The sequence below is a fragment of the Cryptosporangium arvum DSM 44712 genome (assembly GCF_000585375.1).
GTDB lineage: Bacteria > Actinomycetota > Actinomycetes > Mycobacteriales > Cryptosporangiaceae > Cryptosporangium > Cryptosporangium arvum.
Genome location: NZ_KK073874.1, coordinates 4875502 through 4898618, shown reverse-complemented (window position 1 = coordinate 4898618; position 23117 = coordinate 4875502). Strand labels below are relative to the sequence as shown.

Here is a 23117-nt window from a genome sequence, read left to right as displayed (position 1 = left end):
TGTCCGCATGGTGGTTGGGGGTATGCCGGTGACCGAGGACAAGAGTGCGGGGCCGCTGTCGGGAGTGCTCGTCGCGGACTTCTCGCGGGTCCTGGCCGGGCCGTACGCGACGATGCTGCTCGCCGACCTGGGCGCCGACGTCGTCAAGGTGGAGGGCCCGGCCGGGGACGACACCCGCGGCTGGGTACCGCCCACCCGGGACGGCGTCGGCACGTACTACCTGTCGGTCAACCGCAACAAGCGGTCGATCGCGCTGGACCTGAAGGACCCGGCCGACCTCGAGGTCGCGCACGCGCTCTCCGGGAAGGCCGACGTCTTCATCCAGAACTTCAAGCCCGGCGGGCTGCGGCGCTTCGGCCTGGACTACGACGCGGTGCGAGCACGCAACGAGCGCACGATCTACTGCTCGATCAGCGGTTTCGGCAGCGCCGGCGGCGCGAAGCTGCCCGGCTACGACCTGCTCGTCCAGGGCATGTCGGGCCTGATGAGCCTCACCGGCGACCCGGACGGCACACCGTTCCGGGCCGGTATCTCGGTGTTCGACGTGATGACCGGCATGCACTCGGTCATCGGCATCCTGGCCGCGCTGCACCACCGCGACGAGACCGGCGAGGGCCAGCACATCGAGACCAACCTCCTCTCGACGGCGCTGAGCAGCCTGGTGAACCAGACCTCGGCCTACGTCGCCGGGGGAGTGGTGCCCACCCGGATGGGCAACGCGCACCTGAGCCTCTTCCCGTACGAGCCGCTGCGTACCGGCGACGGCGATCTGATCGTGGTGGCCGGCAACAACGGCCAGTTCCGCAGGCTCGCCGAGGTGCTCGGCCACCCGGAGTGGGCCGACGACCCGCGGTTCGACACGGTCGGCCGCCGCAACGACAACCGCGAGCTCCTGCGCCCGCTGCTGCTCGAGGCGCTCTCGGCCAGGAGCGCGCAGGACTGGTTCGGCGTCCTCACCGAGGCCGGTCTGCCGTGCGGCCCGATCAACTCCGTGCAAGGAGGTGTCGAGCTGGCTGAACGATTGGGCTTGCAGCCCGTCGTAGAGATCGGGGACGTCCCGACGGTGCGTAACCCGATCCGGTTCTCGGCGACCCCGCCGACGTACCGGTCGGCCCCACCGGAGTTGGATGAACACGGCGACGAGATCCGCGAGTGGTTGGGAGTTCCGCGTGCCTGAGTACCCCACCGCCCCGAGCTACCCGACGGCATTGGGCGCCTCCAGCCGGCACGAGATCACGTTGCTGGGCCGCAGCCTCGCCGACGACGTCATGGGCGAGGTGGGCTTCGGTGAGCTGGCGTTCTGGCTGGCCACGCAGCGGCGCCCGACGAAGGGCGAGGCCCGCGTCTTCGAGGCCGTGCTGGCCGCGCTGGCCGACCACGGGTTCACGCCGACCGCGATCGTCACCCGCCTGACCTACCTGAGCGCGCCGGACTCGATCCAGGGGGCCCTCGCGGCCGGTCTGCTCGGCGGTGGTTCCCGGTTCCTCGGCGTCACCGAGGACTGCGGGCGGTTCCTGCACGAGGCCCTCGCCGGCAAGCAGCCCGACGAGAGCTGGGACGACTTCGCCCGCACGGTCGTGGCCGAGCAGCGAGAAGCCCGCCGGTTCATCCCCGGCCTCGGACACCACGTGCACAAGGACGGCGACCCGCGTACCCCGCGCCTGTTCGCGATCGCCCGCGAGGAGGACCTGTTCGGGCCGCACCTGAACCTGTTCGCCGCGATCGGCCGCGTGCACCCGGAGATCCTCGGCAAGACGCTGCCGCTGAACGGGGCGGGGGTGTGCGGAGCCGCGCTGGCCGACCTCGGCCTGCCCCTCGAGCTGCTGCGAGGGTTCGCCCTGCTGGCCCGTACCGCCGGCCTGATCGGGCAACTCGCCGAAGAGATCAGGAACCCCGTCGCCAACGACATTTTCCTGTCAGTGGACCTGAACAATCGCTCGGTAGCACCGGAGCCTTACGGAGGCCAGAATGGCTGAACTGGTCGCGGTCATCGCGTCCACCCACCACCCGTTCTATTACAAGACCAGCACGTTGCCGGAGGAGGAACGTCCGCCGTTCGCGGCCGAGTGGATCGCGAAGATCCAGAACTTCCGGGAGACGCTCACCAAGGCGCGTCCCGACGTCCTGGTCATGGTGGGTTCGGACCACTTCCACCAGCTCTGGCTGGACAACATGCCGCAGTTCCTCGTCGGCAAGGCACCGGCCTACGACGCCAACTGGTACAACGAGGAACGCGAGTTCGGGCTGCCCCGGATGCGCCTGGCCGGTGACGAGGCCTTCTCCGAGCACATCCTGCGCCAGGGCCTGGACGCGGGCTTCGACCTGGCGTTCAGCAACGAGCTGCGCATCGACCACAGCGTCACGTGCCCGATCATCACGCTGCGCCCCGAGGCCGACCTGCCGATCGTGCCGATCTACACGAACATCTTCGCGCCGCCGCTGCCGCAGCCGAAGCGGTTCGTCCAGCTCGGACGGACGATCCGGGAGCTGGTCGAGTCGATGCCCGGTGACCAGCGGGTGGCGGTGATCGGCACCGGTCACCTGTCGCTGGAGCTCGGCGGGCCGCGCCAGTTCGGGCCGACCGGCCCCGACCCGGAGTTCGACCGCAAGGCCGTCGAGTGGATCGCCTCCGGCGACATCGAGGGCTGCCTGGCCGAGGTGACGCTCGAGAGCCTGCACCGGCCGGGCAACGCCACCCACGGGTTCATGGACTTCATGCTGATGATGGGCGTCGCCGGCGAGGGCGCGAAGGCCGACTACACCGAGACCGTCGACCTGTTCCACACGATGGAGGCCTACTTCACCTGGTACCCCGGAGGTGCGCCGAAGTGAGCAAGTACCTGGTGAACAAGTTCCTGTACACGGTGGACCGGGACCCGGACCTGGTGGAGCGGTACAAGACCGACCCGGCAGGCACCGTGGCGTGGTGGGAGGCCGAGAAGGCCAACGAGATCCTGAACGTCACCACCCAGGAGCGGTCGACCTGGCTGGCGTTCACCGACGAGGAGCGCGAGGCGCTGACCGCCCAGGATCACGTGAAGCTGTTCGAGATGGGCGCACACCCCTTCCTCACGCTGACGCTGTTCATCGCGATGTTCGAACACGACCACGAGCCGCTGGGCTACGTGAAGCAGTACGCGGCGCAGATGTCGCACCTCTCGTTGCCCTATCCGGACATCGCTACCTGAGCCGGGCCTTCCACAGCAGCCAGATGAAGTAGGGCGCACCGATCATCGCCGTCATCAGACCGGCCGCGAGCTGGGACGGGGCGATGACGGTGCGCCCGAGCGTGTCGGCCACGCTCACCAGCACCGCGCCCAGCGCCACCGCGACCGGCACCGACCGGCGGTGCCGCGCCCCCACCAGCGCCCGGGCCGCGTGCGGTGCGACCAGCCCGACGAACGCCAGTGCCCCGACCGCGCAGGCGGCCGCCGCGGTCAGCACGGCCGCGAGCGTGAGGAACGCGAGCCGCGCCCGGTTGAGCGGCACCCCCAGCACCCGCGGTACGTCCTCGTCCAGCGCGACCAGGTCGAGCGTGCGCGCGCCGGCGAGCGTCACCGGCAGCGCGATCAGCAGGGCCAGCGCGACCGGCGCGACCTGGGTCAGGCTGCGCCCGTAGGTGGAGCCGGCCAGCCAGGTCAGCGCCAGGTTGGTGTTCCACGGCTGGGCGACGACGATGACGAGTGTGGTGAGCGCGGTGGCGCCGGTACTGGTGCCGATACCGACGAGCACGATCCGGTCCGACGAGAGCCCGCGCCCGGCCGCGAGCCGGTAGACGAGCGCGAACGTGGCCAGCGCGGTGAGCGTCGCGATGCCCATCACCGGCCAGATGCCGATACCGGGGACCAGGAGCGCGACCGCGACCGCGCCGAGGCTCGCGCCGGGGGTGACGCCGAGCAGCGACGGCTCGGCCAGCGGGTTGCGGCAGACGGCCTGCACGATCGAACCGGCCAGGGCCAGCGCCGCCCCGCCGAGCAGCCCGGCCAGCACCCGCGGCCACCGCTGGTCGAGCACGAACGTGACCTCCCGGCCGGACGCACCGCGCCACCAGTTCACCACGTCGCCGAGCAGCACGAGCCGGTCGCCGAGCAGCAGCGCGGCGATCAGCGCGCCGACGGTCAGGCCGGCCAGCACGACCCCGACCACGGCGACCCACCGTCGGGACCGGACCGTGCCGGACGCGCCCCGCGCCGGGGCCGCGGCCGGACCGCCGTCCCGGACCCGCCGGGCCAGCCGCACCAGCACGATCGCGCCCGCGATCGTCGTCAGCACGCCGGTCGGGACCGAGATGACCTTGTCCGACGGCACGAACAACCGCAGGAGCACGTCGGCCAGCACGACGACGACCGCGCCGACCAGCCCGGCGAACGGCAGCAGGACGAGGTGGTTGCCGAGACCGGGCACGCGCCGGGCGACCAGCCGGGCGATCACCGGCGCGCAGAGCCCGACGAACCCGATCGGCCCGGCCACGGTCACCGCGGTCGCGGCGAGCAGCACCGCGAGGACGACCGCGAGCACGCGGGTGCGCCGGACCCCGACCCCGAGCACGCGGGCCGAGTCGTCGCCCAGCCCGAGGACGTCGAGCCGGTGCGCGAGCAGCAGCACGGCGAGCACGCCGAGCACAACGACCGGCGCCGCCATCGTCACCTGGCGGGCACCGGACTGCACGGTGGTGCCGCTGCCCCAGGCGAACAGGCCGACGGTGTTCTGCTGGAAGAGCATGAGCAGGACGATCGTCAGCGAGTTGAGCGCCAGCGCGATCGCCGACCCGGCGAGGATCAGCCGGGTCGGCCCGGCCGCGCCGCCGCGCGCGACCAGCAGCACGAGCGCGGACGCGGCGAGGCCGCCGACGAACGCGATCACCCCGCGCAGACCGAACGGCAGCGCGACGCCGGCCGCCGCGACCGCCACCACCGAGACGTACGCGCCGGCGTTCACCGCGAGTGTGTCGGGGGAGGTCAGCGGGTTGCGGGCCACCGACTGCAGCGCCGCGCCGGCGACCCCGACCGCGAGGCCGACCAGGAGGGCGGCGGCCAGCCGCGGCGCCCGGCTGGCGATCAGCACGGCGACGGCCTCGGCGCGGTCGTCGCTGCCGGAGTTCCCCGGCGCCAGCGCCGCGAGCAGCTCACCGGGCCCCAGCCGCGCGGTGCCCTGCGTCAGGTGCCAGAGCGAGAGCCCGGCCAGCAACAGCAGCCCGAGGGCGAACGCGACGGTGATGCGGACCGGCTTGCCCCCGGCGGTGGTGCCGGGGGCTACCGGTGCGTCGAGCGTCGTGGTCACGTGAGCGCGGCGACGACCGCGTCGACGTACTTCGCGGCCGACGGCGTGCTGCCGAACATCCAGATGCCGTCGGGGATGCGGTGGACGTTGTCGCCGGCCTTGACGAACGCGAGGTTCTTCCAGACGGCGTTGCCGGTCAGCCCCCGCACGAACGCCTTGCTCGCCTCGTCGTTGCTGGCCACGTAGAGGAACGAGGTCTTCGCGTCGGTGATCTTGGTCAGGCCTTCGAGGTCGGTCTGGGCCAGGCCGTAGTCCTTGTCGCCGCCGGAGGGCCACTGGTTGGTCAGGCCGAGGTCCTCGCCGATGGCGCCGAAGAACGAGCCCGGCGTGTACATGCGGATCGAGACCGTGCCGGAGTCGACCCAGCCGTCGGCCATCGTGAACGGAGCACCGGCCTTGCCGGCCTTCGCCAGCGCGGCCTTGCCCTCGGCGATCTTCGCGTCGTAGTCCGCGAGCAGCTTCGTGCCGACGTCGTCGGTGCCGGTGATCGTCGCGAGGGTCTTCACCGTGCGGCGCAGGTACCCGATCGGGTCGGCACCGTCGGAGCCGCGCAGCGCGAGCACCGTCGAGGTCTTCTCGATCTGGGCGATCACGGTGGCCGGCAGGTCGGTGACGGTCACGACCAGGTCGGGCTTGAGCGCGGCGATCGCGTCCAGGCTGGGTTCACCCCGGGTGCCGACGTCCGGCGTGGACGCGTCCAGCGGGAGGCTGGTGTCCCACTGGTTGTAGCCCTTGACGTCGGCGGCGCCGACCGGCTTCACGCCCAGCGCCAGCAACGTCTCGGTGAGGCCCCACTCGAGCGAGACGACGTTCGCCGCGGGGGCGTCGAGCTTGACGGTGCCGCGCTCGTCGGTGACCTGGACCGGGCCGGCCTCCGTGGCCGCGGCCGGGCTCGCGTCGTCGCCCGGCTCCTCGGTGGTGCCGCAGGCGGCGAGCAGTAAGACGGCCGCGGCCGCGGCGATCAGCTTCTTCAACGGGGTGTCCTTACGTGAGGGCACGGGTGGTGTGGCGTCCTACCGGGCGGGTGCGGACCCGCCCGTCGGCGTCGGTCTCGACCTCGATGCGCAAGCCGTAGACCTCGCTCAGCGCGTCGGCGGTCAGGACGTCGGCCGGGGTGCCGGTCGCGCGTACGCGCCCGGCGTCGAGCAGGACCACGCGGTCGGCGACCGCCGCGGCCTGGTCGAGGTCGTGCAGCACGACGCCGACCGCGACGTCGTGCTCGTCCGCGAGGTCGCGGACGGTGTCCAGGGTCTCGACCTGGTAGCGCAGGTCGAGAAAGGTGGTGGGCTCGTCGAGCAGGATGACGCCGGTGTCCTGGGCGAGGCAGGTCGCCAGCCAGACCCGCTGGAGTTCGCCGCCGGACAGTTCGTCGACCGGGCGCTCGGCCATGGCCTCGACGCCGGTGACGCCCATGGCGTGGCGCACCTTCTCCGGGCCGTCGGGGTCACCGGCGCCGAACCGCCCGCGGTAGGGGTGACGCCCGTACGCGACGACGTCGCGGACCCGGACGCCGCCGGGCGTGGGACGGGACTGGGTCAGCAGCGTGACGCGCCGGGCGAACTCCTTGGGGTGCAGCGCGGCGACGTTCTGCCCGCCGGCCAGCGTGACCTCGCCCGCGGACGGGGCGTGCAGCCGGGCGAGCGCGCGCAGCAGCGTCGACTTGCCGGAGCCGTTCGGCCCGACGAGCGCGACCACCTCGCCGGCCCGCAGGTCCAGGTCCGCGGCGGAGACGACAGTGCGGCCGTCGTAACCGAGGGTGAGGCCGGAGCCGCGCAGCGCAGCGGACGGGAAGTTCATAAGGTGAGGCTAGCCTAAGTCGCGTCGCCTCGTGTCCATAAAGGCCCCTGTGAACTGCGCCATTACCGCCACCGGCGCTCTCCTGTCCGTTCCGGGGGACCTGTTAGGTTAGCCTCGCCTGATCCCCCCACGACCCGTTTGGAGCTTTTCCATGCGCTTGAACCGGTTACTCGCCGGTGCTGTCGCAGTGGCCATGAGCGTCGCTCTGGCCGCCTGCGGTGGCGCGGACGACGACTCGGCGTCCGCGGACGCCTCGGCCGGCTCGGGGGCTTCGTTCCCGATCACGATCAAGCACGCGCTCGGCTCGACCACGATCGAGAAGAAGCCGGTGCGCGTCGCCACCGTCAACTGGGCGAACGAAGAGGTTCCGCTGGCGCTCGGCATCGTGCCGGTCGGCTTCGCGAAGGCCAACTTCGGCGACGACGACACCGACGGCCTGCTGCCCTGGACCAAGGCGAAGCTCGACGAGCTCGGCGGCGACACCAAGCCGGTGCTCTTCGACGAGACCGACGGCATCGACTTCGAGGCGGTCGCCGACACCCGGCCGGACGTCATCCTGGCCGCGTACTCGGGTCTGACCAAGCAGGACTACGACACGCTCAGCAAGATCGCGCCGACCGTCGCGTACCCGGAGGCGCCGTGGGCGACCGCCTGGCGCGACACGATCAAGCTGGAGAGCGAGGCCCTCGGCCTCAAGAGCGAGGGCGACAAGCTGATCGCCGGCATCGAGCAGCAGGTCAAAGCCGAGGTCGGCAAGTACCCGAGCATCGCGGGCAAGAACGCGATGTTCATCACCCACATCGACCCGGCCGACCTGAGCAAGGTCACCTACTACACCGCGCACGACACCCGCGTGCAGTTCTTCGGCGACCTCGGCCTCGCCGACGCCCCGGCGGTCGAGAAGGCCTCGCAGAGCTCGAAGGAATTCTCCGGCAGCCTGAGCTCCGAGCAGATCCAGGAACTGAACGACGTGGACATCATGGTGTCCTACGGTGACGCGGACAACAAGCTGCTCAGCCAGCTGCAGGCCGACCCGCTGCTCGGCAAGATCCCCGCGATCAAGCGCGGCTCGGTCGTGTTCTTCCCCGGCAGCGGCCCGCTGGCCACCGCCGCGAACCCGACCCCGCTGTCGATCTCGTACGTCACCAAGGACTACGTCGAGCTGCTGGCGGCGGCGGCCGACAAAGTGAAGTGACCCAGACCGTCGCGCCGGACGCCGTGGTGACACGGCGTCCGGCACCGGTCCGGACACTCTGGATCGTGCTCGCGGTCGCCGCGCTCGTGGCGGCCGTCTTCGCGTCGGTCGCGATCGGCTCCCGGCACGTCGGCGTCGCCGACATCTGGCACGCCTTCCTCGGTCAGCAGGACACGCTGAACGAGGCCGCGGTCACCAAGCGGATCCCGCGCACGATCCTGGCCGTCGTCGTCGGCGCGGCCCTCGCGGTCTCCGGCGCCGTCATGCAGGGCGTGACGCGCAACCCGCTCGCCGACCCGGGCATCCTCGGCGTCAATATGGGCGCCGCGCTGGCGATCGTCATCGGCATCACCGCGTTCGGCCTCACCTCGGTCACCAGCTACGTCTGGGTCGCGATCGTCGGCGCCGGGCTCTCGGCGGTGTTCGTCTACGCGGTCGGTTCGCTCGGCCGGGGCGGCGCCACGCCGCTCAAGCTCGCGCTCGCCGGCACCGCGACCACGGTGGCGTTCGTCTCGCTGATCCGGGCGGTCATCCTGCCCCGCGGCGACGTGTCCGGCGTGTTCCTGTCCTGGGAGATCGGCGGCGTCGGCGGGGCCACGTTCACCGGCCTCCGCCAGGTCGCGCCGTTCCTGATCGTCGGGTTCGTCGTGTCGCTGGCCGTGGCGCGGCCGCTGAACTCGCTCGCGCTCGGCGACGAGCTCGCGACCGGGCTGGGCGAACGGGTCGCGCTGACCCGGGCGCTCGCCGCGGTCGGCGCGGTGCTGCTGTGCGCCGGGTCGGTCGCCGCGGCCGGTCCGATCATGTACGTGGGGCTGATCGCGCCGCACGTCTGCCGGCTGATCGTCGGCACCGACCACCGCTGGCTGCTGCCGTTCTCGGCCGTGCTCGGCGCGGTGCTGCTCGCGGTCGCCGACACGCTCGGCCGGATCGTCAACCGCCCGGACGAGATCGACGTCGGCATCCTCGCCGCGTTGATCGGCGCACCGTTCTTCATCTACATCGTCCGGAAACAGAAAGTGCGCGAGCTGTGAGCACGATCGACACCGTCGTCCGCGGCCGGAAGCGCCGCGTGCTCCGGCGCCGCGCGATGCTGACGTTGCTCGCGGCGCTGATCGTCGCGGCGTTCTTGGTGTCGCTGAGCTTCGGGCGCACCTACTACCCGTTCGCCGACGTCCTCGACGTGATCGCGGGGAGGGCCGTGCCCGGCGCCTCGTTCACCGTCGGCGAGCTACGGCTGCCCCGCGCGGTGCTCGCGGCGCTCACCGGGTTCTGTTTCGGCCTGGGCGGCGTCACGTTCCAGACGATGCTGCGCAACCCGCTGGCCAGCCCCGACATCATCGGCATCAGCGCCGGGGCCGGCACCGCGGCGGTGTTCGCGATCGTCGTGCTCGGCCTCTCCGAGACCGGCGTTTCGGCGTTCGCGATCGTCGCCGCGCTCGTCGTCGCGGTGCTGGTGTACACGCTCTCGTTCCGCGACGGCGTCGCCGGCACCCGGCTGGTGCTGATCGGGATCGGCATCGCGTCGATGCTCAACAGCGTCACCTCCTACCTGCTCTCGCAGGCCGGGCAGTGGGACCTGCAGCAGGCCACCCGCTGGCTCGCCGGCAGCCTCAACAACGCCACCTGGGCGCAGGTCGTCCCGGTGGCCGTCGCGATCGTCGTCCTGACCCCGGTCCTGCTGCTCTCGGCCCGCGGCCTGACGCTGCTGGAACTGGGCGACGACGCGGCCGCCGCGCTCGGCGTGCGGCTCGAGCGCACCCGGTTCCTGGTGATCGTCGCGGCCGTCGGCCTGATCGCGTTCGCGACCGCCGCGACCGGCCCGATCGCGTTCGTCGCGTTCCTCGCCGGTCCGATCGCGGCCCGCCTGTTCGGGGCGGGCGGCACGCTGCTGCTCCCGGCCGGGCTCGTCGGTGCGCTGCTGGTTCTCGTCGCGGACTTCGTCGGCCAGTTCGCGTTCGGCACCCGGTACCCGGTGGGCGTCATCACCGGGGTGCTGGGGGCGCCGTACCTCATCTATCTGATCGTCCGGTCGAACCGGGTGGGAGGCTCCCTGTGACCGCTGGCCACACGCTCACCGTCGAAGCGCTCTCGCTCGGCTACCGCGACCGCACGGTGATCGAATCGCTCGACCTGGTCGTGCCGCCCGGCCGGATCACCGCGATCGTCGGGGCCAACGCCTGCGGCAAGTCGACGCTGCTGCGGTCGATGACGCGTCTGCTCGCGCCGCGCGCCGGGCACGTCCTGCTCGACGGCAAGGCCGTGCACAGGATCGCGCCGAAGGAGCTCGCGCGGACGCTGGGCCTGCTGCCCCAGTCGCCGATCGCGCCCGAGGGCATCACGGTCGCCGACCTGGTCAGCCGGGGCCGCCACCCGCACCAGCGGGTGCTGGCGCGCTGGTCGCGCGAGGACGACCGGGCGGTCGCGGCGGCGTTGGACGCGACCCGGACCGCGGACCTGGCCGACCGCTCGGTCGACGAGCTCTCCGGCGGGCAGCGGCAACGCGTCTGGATCGCGATGGCGCTCGCACAGCAGACCGACGTGCTGCTGCTCGACGAGCCGACGACGTTCCTCGACGTCAGCCACCAGGTCGAGGTGCTGGACCTGCTGACCGACCTGAACGCCTCCCGGGGCACCACGATCGTGATGGTGCTGCACGACCTGAACATGGCCGCGCGCTACGCCGATCACCTGATCGCGCTGGCCGAGGGGCGGCTGCACGCGGCGGGGGAGCCCGCGGACGTGCTGACCGAGGAGACCGTGCGCGCGGTGTTCGGGCTGGAGAGCCGGATCATCACCGACCCGACGTCGGACAAGCCGCTGATGCTGCCGCTCGGCCGCCACCACGTCGGGTCCCGCTGACCGGACCGGAGAAGCAGCGGGGTTCAGCCGGCCCCGGTCCCGCCGCCGGACCGCTCCGCGAGCCGACGGCGTATCTCGGCGGCCTCCTCGTGGCGCCCCGAGCCGTCCAGCACGTCGGCGTGGGTCCGGCGGGTCGAGAACCAGTCCCGGGCGAAGACCGCGGGGAGGGTCCCGGCGAGGCGTCGATAGAGGACGACCGACTCCTCGACGGCCGGAAGGGCCTCCGGCAGTTCCCGTGCGATCCGGACCCGCACCCAGGCGAATCCCCAGAGACCGCGGGCCAGCACGGGCAGGTAGGCGGCGGGGTTGGTCTCGGCCAGCTGCCGGCGGATCGTGACCGCTTCCCGGCTGGGGGGGCAGTGCGTCCTCCGGCCGTCCCAGCGCGGAGAACCGCACCCCGAGGTTGTTCAGCGCCGCGGCGAGGTCGGGCCGGTGAGCGGCGGCGTCGGAACCGGCCAACGCCCGGTAGCCCTCCGCCGCCTCCCGGGTCGGTGGTGACGGCGAGACGCTTGCCGGTGAGTGAGGCGGTCAGCGCCGCGATCCCGGGGTCCAGCCCGGTGTGCGGATGGACGGGGAAGACCGCTTCCAGCGCGGCCAGGATCTCCGCCGGGGCGTAGCCGGCCAGTGTGGTCAGGGCCGCGACGCCGGCGGTGTGGAGCACGAGCCGGGGACGGTCGCGGACGATCGGGTACAGCTGGTGCTCGCGGAGGTGCTCGTACCGGGAGGCCGCCTCGATCAGGACCCCGAGCGCGGGCGCGAGCCACCGAGGACGATCCTCACCCGACGCGGTGAGCAGCCGGCGGGGTGCACCGGCGGCCCAGGGATCGGGGGGATGCTCCGTCGCCCACGGATGCCCGGGGGTGCTCAGGGCGAGGAGGTCCTCGCCGAGCCGATCGGGGTAGAGCGGTTCGAGCCAGGTTCCGCCGGCCGCCGCGTCGCCGGACACCTCCGCCGGCGGGGGTAGCAGCGGGCGTGGTCGCGAAGGATCTCGCCGGCCGCCTGGTGGGTCTGCACTCCGGTGACCCCGGCCGCGGCCAGCGCGGCGACCGCGGGATCGTGCGGGAGAGGCCCGGTGAGCGTCGCGGTGTGCACGACCTGGGCCATCACCTCCGGTGGGGTGTGGATCCGGGCGGCGGCCGGGGCCCGGTCGGGGTGGTGCTCGTAGAGCCGGGTCCAGTGTTCGCGCTCGCGGCGCAGCAGGTAGGCCGCGACCCGGACGGGGCCGGCCGGTGCCGGCGCGCCCGCACGGCCGACGGCGTCGACGGCGGCCAGGGCGGCCATGTGGACGGTCAACGCCAGCCGGTAGTCCTCATCGGTCTCCAGTTGCGGCGGGGCCTCGACCGCCGGGGGTCCGGACAGCCCGACGAACGGCGCGAACTGCTCGCACGCGGCGTCGAACAGCCCGCGGCGCTGGGCCGGGTCGTCGGCCAGTGGCCCAGCGGGACCGAGTCGGTCGCGATGTGACGGGCGAGCAGGACCTCCCACCCGGCGCCGGCCGCCTGCGCCGCCTGCGCGGCCAGCCGGGTCTTTCCCTGCCCGCCGGGACCGTGGACCAGCCGCACCGCGACCGGGTCCGGCCCGTCGCGCCGCCAGGTGGCGCAGTTCCTGGTGCCGACCGGTGAACTCGATGATCCGGTAGGGCGCGGAGAGCAGCCGGGACGGCTGCCGGGACACCTTGGCCGACGGCGGCTCCGGCGGGCCGGAGCGGGAAGGGGTCGATCCGCCACAGCGGCCCCCGGCCGGCGTAGATGTACGCGTACTGGGAACACGGCGAACGCGGCTCCGGTCGCCGGTCAGCCGATCGGGTCAGCGCACGGGAGCCGCTTCGCGGGCCGGTGCGGCCGGAGCGCCGGTGTTCAGCGCGCGCAGGATGTCCTCGACGCGGGCCTTCGCGTCGCCGAACAGCATCTGGGTGTTCTCCCGGAAGAACAGCGGGTTCTGCACCCCGGCGTAACCGGCGGCCATCGAGCGCTTGAACACGATGACGTTCTCGGCCTCCCAGACGTGCAGCACGGGCATCCCCGCGATCGGCGAGTTCGGGTCCTCGGCCGCGGACGGGTTCACGGTGTCGTTCGCGCCGATCACCAGCACCACCGACGTCTCCGGGAAGTCGTCGTTGATCTCGTCCATCTCCAGCACGATGTCGTAGGGCACCTTCGCCTCGGCCAGCAGCACGTTCATGTGCCCGGGCAGACGCCCGGCGACCGGGTGGATGCCGAAGCGCACCTCGACCCCGCGCTCGCGCAGCGTCCGGGTGAGCTCGGCCACCGGGTACTGGGCCTGGGCGACCGCCATGCCGTACCCGGGCGTGATGATCACGCTCTTCGCGGCGGCCAGCAGCTCGGCCGTGCCCTCCGCGCCGATCTCGCGGTGCTCGCCGTAGTCGGTGTCGTCGGCCGGGCCGGCGGCGATGCCGAACCCACCGGCGATCACCGAGAGGAACGAGCGGTTCATGGCCTGGCACATGATCCAGCTCAGGTACGCACCCGAGGACCCGACCAGCGCGCCGGTGACGATCAGCAGGTCGTTGGAGAGCAGGAACCCGGAGGCCGCGGCGGCCCAGCCGGAGTAGCTGTTGAGCATCGACACGACGACCGGCATGTCACCGCCGCCGATCGAGGCCACCAGGTGCCAGCCGAGCACCAGCGCGAGCACGGTCAGCGCGATCAGCAGCGCCAGGTTCGGCGCGGCCACGAACCAGATCGTGAGCGCCACGAACACGACGAGCGCGCCGACGTTGAGGACGTTCTTGCCCGGCAGCATCAGCGGCGACGAGTTGATCCGCGCGGAGAGCTTGAGGAACGCGACGATCGAACCGGTGAACGTCACCGCGCCGATGAACACCCCGATCGCGACCTCGGCGTGGTGGATGCCGAGCAGCGAGCCGGTCAGCGCGTCCGAGTGCTCCAGGTAGCCGTTCCAGCCCACCAGCACGGCGGCGGCCCCGACGAAACTGTGCAGCAGCGCGATGAGCTCCGGCATGCCGGTCATCTCGACGATCCGGGCCCGCCAGAGCCCGATGCCCGCGCCGAGCACGACCGCCACGACCAGCAGCACGCCGCCGACGACGTCCACGCCGCCGTCGATGGCCAGCACGACGGTCGCGGCCAGCGCGATCGCCATGCCGACGACGCCGGACGTGGCGCCGGCCCTGGACGTCTCGTGTTTGGACAGGCCCGCCAGGCTGAGGATGAACAGCAGCGCGGCGATCAGGTAGGCGGCCTGGGCCGCGGAGGTGACGTTCACGCTCAGCTCCTCGAGAACATGGCCAGCATGCGGCGGGTGACGGCGAAACCGCCGAAGATGTTGATGCTGGCGAGCAGGATCGCGATCGAGGCCAGGATCGTCACCGGTACGTGGTCGTGCCCGATCTGGAGCAGGGCGCCGACGACGATGATCCCGGAGATCGCGTTGGTGACCGACATCAGCGGGGTGTGCAGCGCGTGGTGGACGTTGCCGATGACGTAGTAGCCGATGACGATCGCCAGGACGAACACCGTGAAGTGGGCGGTGAGCGCGGCCGGAGCGAAGCCGATGATCAGGAACAGCGCGACCGCCGCGAGCGCGGGGACGAGCGCCCGCCGCGCGGGACTTCTGCGCTTCGCGGGGGCCTTCTCCACCACCGGGGCGGCGACCGGTGGCGCGGCGGGGGTCGCGCTCACCGGCACCGGGGGCGGCGGCCACGTCTTCTCGCCGTCGCGCACCACGGTCATCGCCCGCTGGACGACGTCGTCGAAGTTCAGGACCGCGTGCCCGTCCTTCTCCGGCGTCAGCAACTTCATCAGGTTGACGAGGTTCGTGCCGTAGAGCTGCGAGGCCTGCGCGGGCAGGCGCCCGGCGAGGTCGGTGTAGCCGATGATCGTGACGCCGTTCGCGGTCACCACCGAGCGGCCCGCGACGCTCCCGGCGACGTTGCCGCCCTGCGCGGTGGCCATGTCGACCACGACGCTGCCCGGTTTCATCGCCGCGACGTGCTCGGCGGTGAGCAGCGTCGGCGCCGTCCGGCCGGGGATCAGCGCGGTCGTGATCACGATGTCGACGTCGGCGGCCTGGGCGGCGTAGAGCGCGGCCGCGGCGGCGTCGTAGTCGGCCGAGGTCGCTTTCGCGTACCCGTCGGTGGAGGCTTCCTGCGCGACGCCGACCGGAAGGAACTCCCCGCCCAGCGACTTGACCTGCTCGGCGACCTCGGGCCGCGGGTCGGTGGCCCGCACGACCGCGCCGAGGCTGTTGGCGGCGGCGATCGCGGCCAGCCCGGCCACCCCGGCGCCGGCGACGAGCACCGTCGCCGGCGGCATCTTGCCGGCCGCGGTGACCTGGCCGCCGAAGAGGCGCCCGAACGCGTGGGCGGCCTCGATGACGGCCCGGTACCCGGCGATGTTCGCCATCGAGGAGAGGACGTCCATCGACTGCGCGCGCGAGATGCGGGGGACGGCGTCCATCGCCAGGACGGTGATCGGGCGCCGGGTGAGCGACTCGACGAGCGCCGGGTTCGCGGCCGGGCTGATCAGCGAGACCAGCGTCGCGCCGTCGGCCAGCGCGGCGATCTCCGGCGCCGAGGGGGCGTTGACCTTGAGGACGACGTCCGCGGCCCAGGCCTCGGGGCCGGGAGCGATCCGGGCGCCGGCGGCCACGTACGCCTCGTCGGCGAAGCTGGCCTGGGCGCCCGCGCCGGACTCCACGACGACGTCGTAGCCGAGCTTGCGCAGCTGACCCACGGTGGCCGGGGTCGCGGCCACGCGTGTTTCGCCGGGCGACGACTCGGCGACCACCCCGAGGGTCTGCGGTGACTGTGCCGACCCCGTCGACTCCGTCAACTCTGTCAACTCCGCGTCCTTCCTTCGGCGCGCGACCGGCGAGGGAGAAAAAGCCGCCCGCGAGCAGCGGACGGCACGTTTCCGAGGACCCCGATCAGTGCGGCGACCACGACGTGCGTGATGTTGACACGGATTCCGTGGGTCCGAATACCGATGTAACGAACGCCTCACGCCGATTGCGCCGAAAGGCGCCTCCTCAATTGATTCAGTCTAACGACAGTGACAAAAACAGGGGTCGATTATGCGGTCTGATCGGGTTCCGTGCTGCGAATCCACAGGTCTTCGGCGATGAAGAACTCCAGCAGGGACGCGATTTCGGCCGGGGAGTCACCTTCGACCACGATCTCGTTGTTGATCCGGATCGTGACGTCGTCGAGCATCTCCAGCGTGTGGATCTCCGGCGTCGTCGTGCGTAACACCGCGATCACCTGGGACAGGCTCGCGTCGTCGAATGCGTGCACCATCGGTGTCCTCCTCGGATGACTTCTCTGCGAGGACAGAACCGCGAAATCACCCGCTGATACGTCACTCGACGCCGGGAACGACCGCGACGCGCTCGGGGTGGTCCAGGCGGTAGCCGACGCCGCGCACGGTGACGATCCGCGGGCCGGTGGGGGAGAGCTTCACGCGGATGCGCCGCACGTGGACGTCGATCGTGCGTTCGCTGTCGCGGTAGCGCGCCCCCCAGACCGCGTCGATGAGCTGACTGCGGCTGAACACCTGGCGCGGGTTGCGCGCGAGGAACGCGAGCAGGTCGAACTCCCGGCGGGTCAGCGGCACCTCGACCCCGTCCTGCACGGCGATCCGCCGTCCGGCCACGATCCGCAGAGCCGCGCCGTCGTCACCGGGAAAGGCCGGGGACGCCGGGGGTGTGGCCGATGCCGCCGGGCGGGTCGCGGCGTCGCCGAACCCCAGCGAGACCGAGGCGGAGACCGACGTGTCCCCGGAGCGCGCGTGCTCGGCGAGCAGGTCGCTGATCTCCGCGCAGAGCGCGGACGCGACCCCGGGGGCGCCGCCTCCGGCGAGGTCGATCTCGACCGTGACCCGGGCCGACCGGTCCGGCTCCGCGGCCCGGCCGGAGCGGACACGGGTCACCGGCACCGGGCGGGCGTGCACTGTCATCAGGAACCGTTCTCCTCCGCGCGTCGCAGTTAGGCAACCCTAACTAATTGGTCCGCGCTGTGGGCTGTGGTGTGCCTCTCCACCTAACCCACGCGCCGGTGGAACCCAGGGTTCGCCGGTCCCGCTCGCGGCGTTCTGGAATAAAAACGGTAATTACCGGCAAAACCGGATGTATGGCAACAGTGCTGTACCGCCTGGGAGCAGTGGCCTGCCGGTTCCGCGTGCTGGTGGCGGTGGTGTGGGTGCTCGCGCTGGCCGGGGCCGGCGTCGGAGCGGCGACGCTGTCCGGCCGGACCGTCAACACGTTCAGCATCCCCGGGCAGGAGTCGACGACCGCGCTCGAGAAGATCGGCGAGCGTTTCGGGAGCGGCGCCAACGGCGCGACCGCACGGGTCGTGTTCGAGGCCCCCGGGTCGATCACCGACGCCGCGCCGCAGATCGCCGCGGTCGTGGAGGAGCTCTCCGGGCTCCCGGGCGTGGTCGGCGCGACCGATCCGCTCGACCCGGCGTCGCCGGTGATCTCGGCCGACAAGCGGGCCGCCGCCAGCACCGTCACCTACGCCGTCCAGGCGTCCGAGATCACCGCCGACCAGCGGGAAGCGCTGCTGGACGCGGTGGCCGAAGCCTCCGGCTCCGGGCTCACCGTGGAGGTCACCGGCGAGGCCGCCCAGGAGCAGGGCGGGGAGGTCGGCGGGCCGGCCGAGGCCGGTGGTGTCGTGGTGGCGCTGATCGTGCTGGCGATCACCTACTCCTCGCTCGTCGCCGCCGGGATGAACCTGCTCACCGCGCTGGTCGGCGTCGGCATCGGCGCGCTGGGCATCACGACGCTCACCGGGTTCGTCGACCTGCAGGCCACCACCCCGGTCCTCGCGGTGATGCTCGGGCTGGCGGTCGGCATCGACTACGCGTTGTTCATCTTCACGCGGTTCCGGCAGGAACTGCTCGCCGGCCGGGCGGTCGGCGAGGCGGCCGCGCTGGCGGTCGGCACCGCCGGGTCCGCGGTCGTCACCGCCGGGATCACGGTCGTGATCGCGCTGGCCGGGCTCGCGGTCGCCGGTATCCCGTTCCTCACCGAGATGGGCCTCGCGGCGGCCGCGACGATCGTCGTCGCGGTGCTGGTGGCGGTGACGCTCGTGCCGGCCGTGCTGGGGCTGATCGGGTTGCGCGCGCTCCCGCGGAAGGTGCGCCCGGCCGTGCGCGAGGGGAGCCCCGCGCCGCTGCACCACTCGCGCGGGTTCGTCGCCGCGTGGGCCCGCGTGGTGACCGACCACGCGGCGCTGAGCCTGCTGGCCGCGGTGGTGGTGCTCGGCGTGATCACGATCCCGGTCACCGCGATGCGCACGACCCTCGACCAGGAACCGGTTCCGGGGTCCACCCAGGCGCGGGCCACCGCGATCCTCTCCGAACGCTTCGGCGCCGGGTTCACCGGGCCGCTGGTTATCCTCGCCGACGGGCCGGACGCCGGGACCGTCGCCGCGACCGCCCTGGAGAAGGCCAGGACCCTGGACGACGTCGCGGTGGCGACCGGACCGAGCCTCAACTCCGACGCGGACGCGGCGCTGGTCACCGTCATCCCGAAGTCGGGGCCGGACAGCGCCGAGACCGAGGCGCTCGTGCACGCACTGCGCGACGCGATGGCGCAGGTCGGTGGCGAGGCCAGGCTCTACGTCACCGGGGCGACCGCGGTCAGCGTCGACGTCTCGCAGAAGCTCAACCAGGCGCTGCCCGAGTACCTGCTGCTCGTCGTCGGGCTGGCGCTGGTGCTGTTGATACTGGTCTTCCGCTCGCTGCTCGTCCCGGTGGCCGGGGTGCTCGGTTTCCTGCTCACCGTGGGCGCGTCGTTCGGCGCCACCGTCGCGGTGTTCGAGTGGGGCTGGCTGACGTTCCTGGTCAACACCGACGTCACCGGGCCGCTGCTGAGCCTGATGCCGATCATCGTCGTCGGCATCCTGTTCGGGCTCGCGATGGACTACCAGGTGTTCCTGGTGAGCCGGATGCACGAGGCCCACGCGCACGGCGCCGCGCCGCGCGAGGCGGTCGTGACCGGGTTCCGGCAGGCCGGACCGGTGGTCGTCGCCGCGGCCACGATCATGTTCGCGGTCTTCGCGGGCTTCATCCCCGAGGGTGACCGCACGATCAAGCCGATCGCGTTCGCCCTCGCCCTCGGCATCCTGTTCGACGCGATCGTGGTGCGGATGATCGCGATGCCGGCCGCGTTGACGCTGCTCGGGTCGTCGGCCTGGTGGCTGCCGGGCTGGCTGCGGTGGCTACCCGAGCTCGACGTCGAAGGCGCCGCCCTGGAACGCGACCACAGTGGAGACCGCGAGTTCGCCCCCTCGTGACCCCCGATGTCCTAACGTGGCATCCCATGAAGGTACGGGTGGACAACGAGCGCTGCGAGGCGCACGGTCAGTGCAACATGGTCGACGAAGACCTCTTCCCGCTCGACGACGACGGGTACAGCACGCTCGGCACCGGCGTGGACGTTCCGCCCGGCAAGGAACAGATCGCCCGGCTCGGCGTCGATTCGTGCCCATTGCAGGCGCTGCACCTCGAGTGAGCGTTAACCTCGCAGCCGCCAACTGTTCATGATGAACGTGCGGAGGCTGTTGTGGGCGGTAGAAGAGTGCTCGTCGTGGTGGCCGCGATTGTCGGTGCGCTCACGCTGGTCGGGGGCGGGATCGCGATCGCGGACACCCCGGAGCCGTCGATCAAGACCCGGACGCCCCGGACCGAGAACGGCGTGCCGAACATCGACGTCGTCCGGCAGCAGATCAAGAACTACTACGGCGATCCGCTCGGCACCGGCACGTTCGGCGCGAGCAGCAACTACGCCAAGGAAGCCAAGCGGGTCGCCGCGGCCGGGACGAAGTACCTCGGCCAGCCCTACCGGGGCGGGAAGCGCAAGGCGATCCTGATGGACGTCGACGACACGACGCTCAACACCTGGAACTACGAGATCGCGGTGAACTTCGCGTTCACCCCGGCGAGCAACGCCGAGTTCGTGCTGGGGCAGAAGTTCCCGGCGGTGCCGGGCATGGTCGGCCTCGCGAAGGCGGCCGAGCGGCACGGGTACGCGATCTTCTTCCTGACCGGCCGGGGTGCGGCGCAGGAGGCCGCGACGCTGGGCAACCTCACCGCCGACGGCACCGGCGTGGACGCCGGCTACCCGAAGCCGACGCCGCTGGGCAACGGGGAGGACGGCCTGTTCACCAAGCCGGCCGTCGCGGACTACCCGGCCTACCTCAAGAAAGCCTGCGCGAACGACCCCAAGGGCACCTGCACGACGATCCACTACAAGTCCGCGACCCGGGCGCACATCGAGTCGCTCGGCTTCGACATCGTCGCCAACTTCGGCGACCAGTGGAGCGACCTCAAGGGCGGCTACGCCAACCGCAGCTTCAAGCTGCCGAACCCGACGTACTTCCTGCCGTGACGTGCACGCCGGGCCCGGGCCGGAGCCCGGGCCCGGCGTGGCCGGTCACGGGCGGGCGGTGTCCTGCACCGATCCCGCGCGGTCCTTCGCCTCGCCCCGCAGCCCCTGGGCGTGGTCCTGGGCCTCGTCCCGGACGTGCTGCGCTGCCTCGGTGGCGGTCTCCTTGACCTGCTGAGCGGCCTGCTGCGCCGGCTCCTGCAGGTGCGACGCGACCTCCTTGGCCTTCTCGCCGAGTGCCTGACCGGCCTGCTTGACCGGCTCCTCGGCCCGCTCGCGCAGCGCCGCACCGGCCTTGCGCTCCGGCGGCGTGGCCGGCAACAGGCTGGAGGCCAGCCACCCGACACCGAACGCGATCAGCCCGGCCGCGAGGGGGTTGCCCTCGGTCCGGCGCCGCGCGGTCTGTGCGGTGCTCCCGGCGGCCGAGGCCACCGAGTCCTTGGCGTTCCCGGCCTGCGCGGCGACGCCGTGCCCGGCGTCGGCGATACCGTGCCCGGCCCCGGCGGCCCGGTCGTGGGTTCCGTGCGCCACGTCGGCCGCCTTGTCCCGGACCGTGCCGGTGACCTCGGACGCCGTGCCCATGATCCGCTCCCTCACCGTCGTCGCGGCGTCCGTGACCCGGCCGGCCTGACGCCGGGCGGCCTGCCGCGGGCTGACCTTCTCGACGAGCGCGTCGACGTCGTCACCCAGCCGCATCCGCTGCCGCATGATGTCGCGCTCTATGCGTTCCTGTTCTGTACCCAACGCACGTCCTCCTTCACCGTCTCGACCGTCCGCTTCGGAACCGGGTTGACCTCTTTGGCCTTGCTGCGGCCGTACGCGGCGAGCGCGGCGGCGCCGACGGCCCAGAGCACGCCGACGAGGAACGCGGCCCACCCGACCGGGATGACCTCGCCGAGGCCGTACATCACCGCGAGCGAGAGGAACAGCAGGGCGAGCCAACCGGCCAGCCCGGCGCCGCCGAACGCGCCGCCGGCCTTCCCGGCCTTCGTGAACTCTTCCTTGGTCTCGGCCTTGGCGAGCGCGATCTCCTGCCGGACGAGCGTGGTCAGGTCGTTGGCGACGTTCTTGACCAGGTCACCGACCGAGGCGTTCCCGACCTCATGGGTCGGCTCGCCCGGCACACCAGCGGTCATCGCCGGTCCTCGCGGTAACGCGGGTCGGCGTAGGGGTCGTCCACCGGCGGGGTGGGCGGCGGCGGAGGCGACGACGGCGTGGCGGCCGGAGCTCCGGGCGGCGCGGCCGGGTAACCCTCGGCGTAGCCGGGACCGGCCGGCGGGTAGGGCTCGCTGGCCGGTACCTCGGCGATGCCGACCGCGGTGTCGTCGGCGGCGTGCCGCGGCGTGGCCGGCACCGGCGGAAGCGGCTCGGTGGCGCCGACACCGAGCCCGGAGTACGTCGAATCCGGGTAGGCCGGAGCGGGGTCCGAATAGGCCGGGACGGGGTCGGGGTAGACCGGGGCCGGGTAGGTCTCGTCGGAGTAGCGCGGCTGGTCGTCGACCGCCGAGCGGCGGTCGGAGCCGGAGCCGGAGCCGGAGTCGTCCGACGCGGCCGACACGCTGCGGAACACCCGCCCCGCCACCACCCCGGCGGCGCCGGCGAGCAACAGGAACGTGCCCGGGCGACGGCGGGCGAACGATCGCACGTCGGCCAGGATCGCGTCCGGCCCCTTCTCGTCGAGGTAGTCGGCGAACGTCCGCGCGTACGTGGAGGCACGCTGCGAGAGCTCGTTGGTCAGCGCGGACTGGCCGCCACCGGACCCGAACTCGTCGCCGGTCGTGCGGAGCGCGTCGACCAGGCGGCGGCGCTGCGAGTCGACCTGGGTGTTCACCTCGTCACGGGTCGTCCGGAGCAGGTCGCCGGCCTGGGCCTTGGCCTCGGCGGCCACATGCGACGCCTCCGAACCGGCCGTCTGCGCCACCTGGGCGCCGGACTCCTTAGCGCTCTGCGCGAGCGCCGAGCCTTCGTGCTGCGCCGAGCCCGCGGCCTCGCGGGCACGGTCCGTCGTGCTGGGTGTGCTCGTCATCGTTACCCCTGGGGGCGTTCGGGGGATGGGGTCACCGCTGGGGTGTCCTCAGACGATCGGAGCAAACCTGTCGCGCTCGGTAATCAATTGAGTATCCAGAGTGTCAGGTTCAGGGCAGCGGCGTAGCCCACCCACAGCAGGTACGGCACCAGCAGGAGTCCGGCGAGCCGCGAGATCCGGACGAACACCACCGCGTTGGCCGCGATGACCAGCCAGAGAATCGTGATCTCGGCGAACGCCGCCCCGGGCTGTTCGAACGCGAAGAACAGCCACGACCAGGCCGCGTTGAGCACGAGCTGGCCGGCGTAGAGCCCGAACGGCAGCGGACGCGGCCCCACCCGTCGCCAGGCCAGCCAGCCGGCCACGCCGATCATCGTGTAGAGCACCGTCCACACCGGGCCGAAGAGCCCGCTCGGCGGAGCCCAGGCCGGCCGGTCGAGCCCGGTGTAGTACGTTCCGGCGTCCGCGCTGGCCACGCCGCCGATCGCCGCCGCCGCGAACGCCGCCAGCAGGAAACCGGCCAGGGCCACCGCGGCCGGGACACGACGATGACGCTGACGAGCGGAAGTGGCGGCCATGCGTGGAAGATAA

24 protein-coding genes are annotated in these 23117 nt (G+C 72.2%); 11 read left to right on the top strand and 13 right to left on the bottom strand.

The genetic code is table 11. The features are described from left to right. Positions 1-28: 28 nt before the first annotated feature. From CRYAR_RS22065 to CRYAR_RS22050, 4 genes are read left to right on the top strand one after another with little or no spacing between them, the layout of a single operon-like run. Entirely contained in the window at positions 29-1177 is a 1149-nt protein-coding gene (locus tag CRYAR_RS22065; protein WP_211247580.1) for a CaiB/BaiF CoA transferase family protein, read from the top strand. Then, a complete protein-coding gene (locus CRYAR_RS22060) occupies positions 1170-1976 on the top strand; it encodes a citryl-CoA lyase (RefSeq protein ID WP_035854739.1) in 807 nt (268 codons plus the stop codon). Before CRYAR_RS22065 ends, CRYAR_RS22060 begins: the two co-directional genes overlap by 8 nt. Then, positions 1969-2832, top strand: coding sequence for a DODA-type extradiol aromatic ring-opening family dioxygenase (locus CRYAR_RS22055; protein WP_035854730.1), 864 nt, complete (start codon positions 1969-1971; stop codon positions 2830-2832). The genes CRYAR_RS22060 and CRYAR_RS22055 overlap by 8 nt, the downstream gene beginning before the upstream one ends. Next, positions 2829-3188 (top strand): hypothetical protein, encoded by a 360-nt coding sequence (locus CRYAR_RS22050; RefSeq protein WP_035854721.1) that lies wholly within the window; start codon positions 2829-2831, stop codon positions 3186-3188. Before CRYAR_RS22055 ends, CRYAR_RS22050 begins: the two co-directional genes overlap by 4 nt. On the opposite strand, the gene CRYAR_RS22045 is transcribed toward CRYAR_RS22050, so the two are convergent. From CRYAR_RS22045 to CRYAR_RS22035, 3 genes are read right to left on the bottom strand one after another with little or no spacing between them, the layout of a single operon-like run. Further along, positions 3181-5280: an iron ABC transporter permease gene (locus CRYAR_RS22045; protein ID WP_035854713.1), complete on the bottom strand. Its 2100-nt coding sequence runs from the start codon at positions 5278-5280 to the stop codon at positions 3181-3183. The genes CRYAR_RS22050 and CRYAR_RS22045 overlap by 8 nt on opposite strands. Beyond that, a complete protein-coding gene (locus CRYAR_RS22040; RefSeq protein ID WP_035854703.1) occupies positions 5277-6254 on the bottom strand; it encodes an ABC transporter substrate-binding protein in 978 nt (325 codons plus the stop codon). The genes CRYAR_RS22045 and CRYAR_RS22040 overlap by 4 nt, the downstream gene beginning before the upstream one ends. A 10-nt stretch (positions 6255-6264) precedes the next feature. Then, positions 6265-7077 carry an ABC transporter ATP-binding protein gene (locus CRYAR_RS22035; protein WP_035854694.1) on the bottom strand — a complete coding sequence of 271 codons (813 nt, stop codon included), beginning with the start codon at positions 7075-7077 and terminating at the stop codon, positions 6265-6267. Between the two features lie 151 nt (positions 7078-7228). On the opposite strand from CRYAR_RS22035, the gene CRYAR_RS22030 reads away from it, so the two are divergent. The 4 genes from CRYAR_RS22030 to CRYAR_RS22015 are packed head-to-tail and all read left to right on the top strand — an operon-like array spanning position 7229 to position 11131. After that, positions 7229-8272, top strand: a complete 1044-nt coding sequence (locus tag CRYAR_RS22030; protein WP_035854683.1) for an ABC transporter substrate-binding protein — start codon at positions 7229-7231, stop codon at positions 8270-8272. Further along, a complete protein-coding gene (locus CRYAR_RS22025; protein WP_035854674.1) occupies positions 8269-9303 on the top strand; it encodes a FecCD family ABC transporter permease in 1035 nt (344 codons plus the stop codon). The genes CRYAR_RS22030 and CRYAR_RS22025 overlap by 4 nt, the downstream gene beginning before the upstream one ends. A gap of 56 nt (positions 9304-9359) precedes the next feature. Then, entirely contained in the window at positions 9360-10328 is a 969-nt protein-coding gene (locus CRYAR_RS22020) for an iron chelate uptake ABC transporter family permease subunit (protein ID WP_084701962.1), read from the top strand. Then, positions 10325-11131 carry an ABC transporter ATP-binding protein gene (locus CRYAR_RS22015; RefSeq protein WP_035854660.1) on the top strand — a complete coding sequence of 269 codons (807 nt, stop codon included), beginning with the start codon at positions 10325-10327 and terminating at the stop codon, positions 11129-11131. Before CRYAR_RS22020 ends, CRYAR_RS22015 begins: the two co-directional genes overlap by 4 nt. 23 nt (positions 11132-11154) lie before the next feature. On the opposite strand, the gene CRYAR_RS22010 is transcribed toward CRYAR_RS22015, so the two are convergent. From CRYAR_RS22010 to CRYAR_RS21980, 6 genes are all read right to left on the bottom strand, one after another. Next, positions 11155-11385, bottom strand: a complete 231-nt coding sequence (locus CRYAR_RS22010; protein ID WP_157017959.1) for a hypothetical protein — start codon at positions 11383-11385, stop codon at positions 11155-11157. Positions 11386-11995: 610 nt separating this feature from the next. After that, positions 11996-12616: a hypothetical protein gene (locus CRYAR_RS22005; RefSeq protein WP_157017957.1), complete on the bottom strand. Its 621-nt coding sequence runs from the start codon at positions 12614-12616 to the stop codon at positions 11996-11998. A 321-nt stretch (positions 12617-12937) separates the two neighbouring features. After that, positions 12938-14377 (bottom strand): Re/Si-specific NAD(P)(+) transhydrogenase subunit beta, encoded by a 1440-nt coding sequence (pntB, locus tag CRYAR_RS21995; RefSeq protein WP_035854635.1) that lies wholly within the window; start codon positions 14375-14377, stop codon positions 12938-12940. A 2-nt stretch (positions 14378-14379) separates the two neighbouring features. Further along, positions 14380-15945, bottom strand: a complete 1566-nt coding sequence (locus CRYAR_RS21990; protein WP_035854629.1) for a Re/Si-specific NAD(P)(+) transhydrogenase subunit alpha — start codon at positions 15943-15945, stop codon at positions 14380-14382. 239 nt (positions 15946-16184) lie between these two features. Beyond that, complete coding sequence (locus CRYAR_RS21985; RefSeq protein WP_035854623.1) at positions 16185-16409, bottom strand: hypothetical protein; 225 nt, start codon at positions 16407-16409, stop codon at positions 16185-16187. Between the two features lie 61 nt (positions 16410-16470). Further along, positions 16471-17067: a winged helix-turn-helix domain-containing protein gene (locus CRYAR_RS21980; protein ID WP_211247578.1), complete on the bottom strand. Its 597-nt coding sequence runs from the start codon at positions 17065-17067 to the stop codon at positions 16471-16473. 173 nt (positions 17068-17240) lie between these two features. Here CRYAR_RS21980 and CRYAR_RS21975 point away from each other — a divergent pair, with 173 nt between their 5' ends. From CRYAR_RS21975 to CRYAR_RS21965, 3 genes are read left to right on the top strand one after another with little or no spacing between them, the layout of a single operon-like run. Beyond that, a complete protein-coding gene (locus CRYAR_RS21975) occupies positions 17241-19409 on the top strand; it encodes an MMPL family transporter (protein ID WP_035854615.1) in 2169 nt (722 codons plus the stop codon). 26 nt (positions 19410-19435) lie between these two features. Beyond that, the gene (locus CRYAR_RS21970) at positions 19436-19627 is read left to right on the top strand and encodes a ferredoxin (RefSeq protein WP_035854608.1); all 192 of its coding nucleotides are present in this window, start codon (positions 19436-19438) and stop codon (positions 19625-19627) included. 51 nt (positions 19628-19678) lie between these two features. After that, positions 19679-20503, top strand: coding sequence for an HAD family acid phosphatase (locus CRYAR_RS21965; RefSeq protein WP_035854597.1), 825 nt, complete (start codon positions 19679-19681; stop codon positions 20501-20503). Positions 20504-20548: 45 nt separating this feature from the next. On the opposite strand, the gene CRYAR_RS21960 is transcribed toward CRYAR_RS21965, so the two are convergent. The 4 genes from CRYAR_RS21960 to CRYAR_RS21945 all read right to left on the bottom strand — a co-directional run bounded on the left by CRYAR_RS21960 (position 20549) and on the right by CRYAR_RS21945 (position 23104). Next, entirely contained in the window at positions 20549-21244 is a 696-nt protein-coding gene (locus tag CRYAR_RS21960) for a DUF3618 domain-containing protein (protein WP_035854588.1), read from the bottom strand. Then, positions 21220-21636 carry a phage holin family protein gene (locus tag CRYAR_RS21955; protein ID WP_035854579.1) on the bottom strand — a complete coding sequence of 139 codons (417 nt, stop codon included), beginning with the start codon at positions 21634-21636 and terminating at the stop codon, positions 21220-21222. Before CRYAR_RS21955 ends, CRYAR_RS21960 begins: the two co-directional genes overlap by 25 nt. After that, a complete protein-coding gene (locus CRYAR_RS21950; protein ID WP_035854570.1) occupies positions 21633-22526 on the bottom strand; it encodes a F0F1 ATP synthase subunit B family protein in 894 nt (297 codons plus the stop codon). The genes CRYAR_RS21955 and CRYAR_RS21950 overlap by 4 nt, the downstream gene beginning before the upstream one ends. Before the next feature lie 83 nt (positions 22527-22609). Beyond that, a complete protein-coding gene (locus CRYAR_RS21945; RefSeq protein WP_051570780.1) occupies positions 22610-23104 on the bottom strand; it encodes a TspO/MBR family protein in 495 nt (164 codons plus the stop codon). Positions 23105-23117 lie beyond the last annotated feature (13 nt).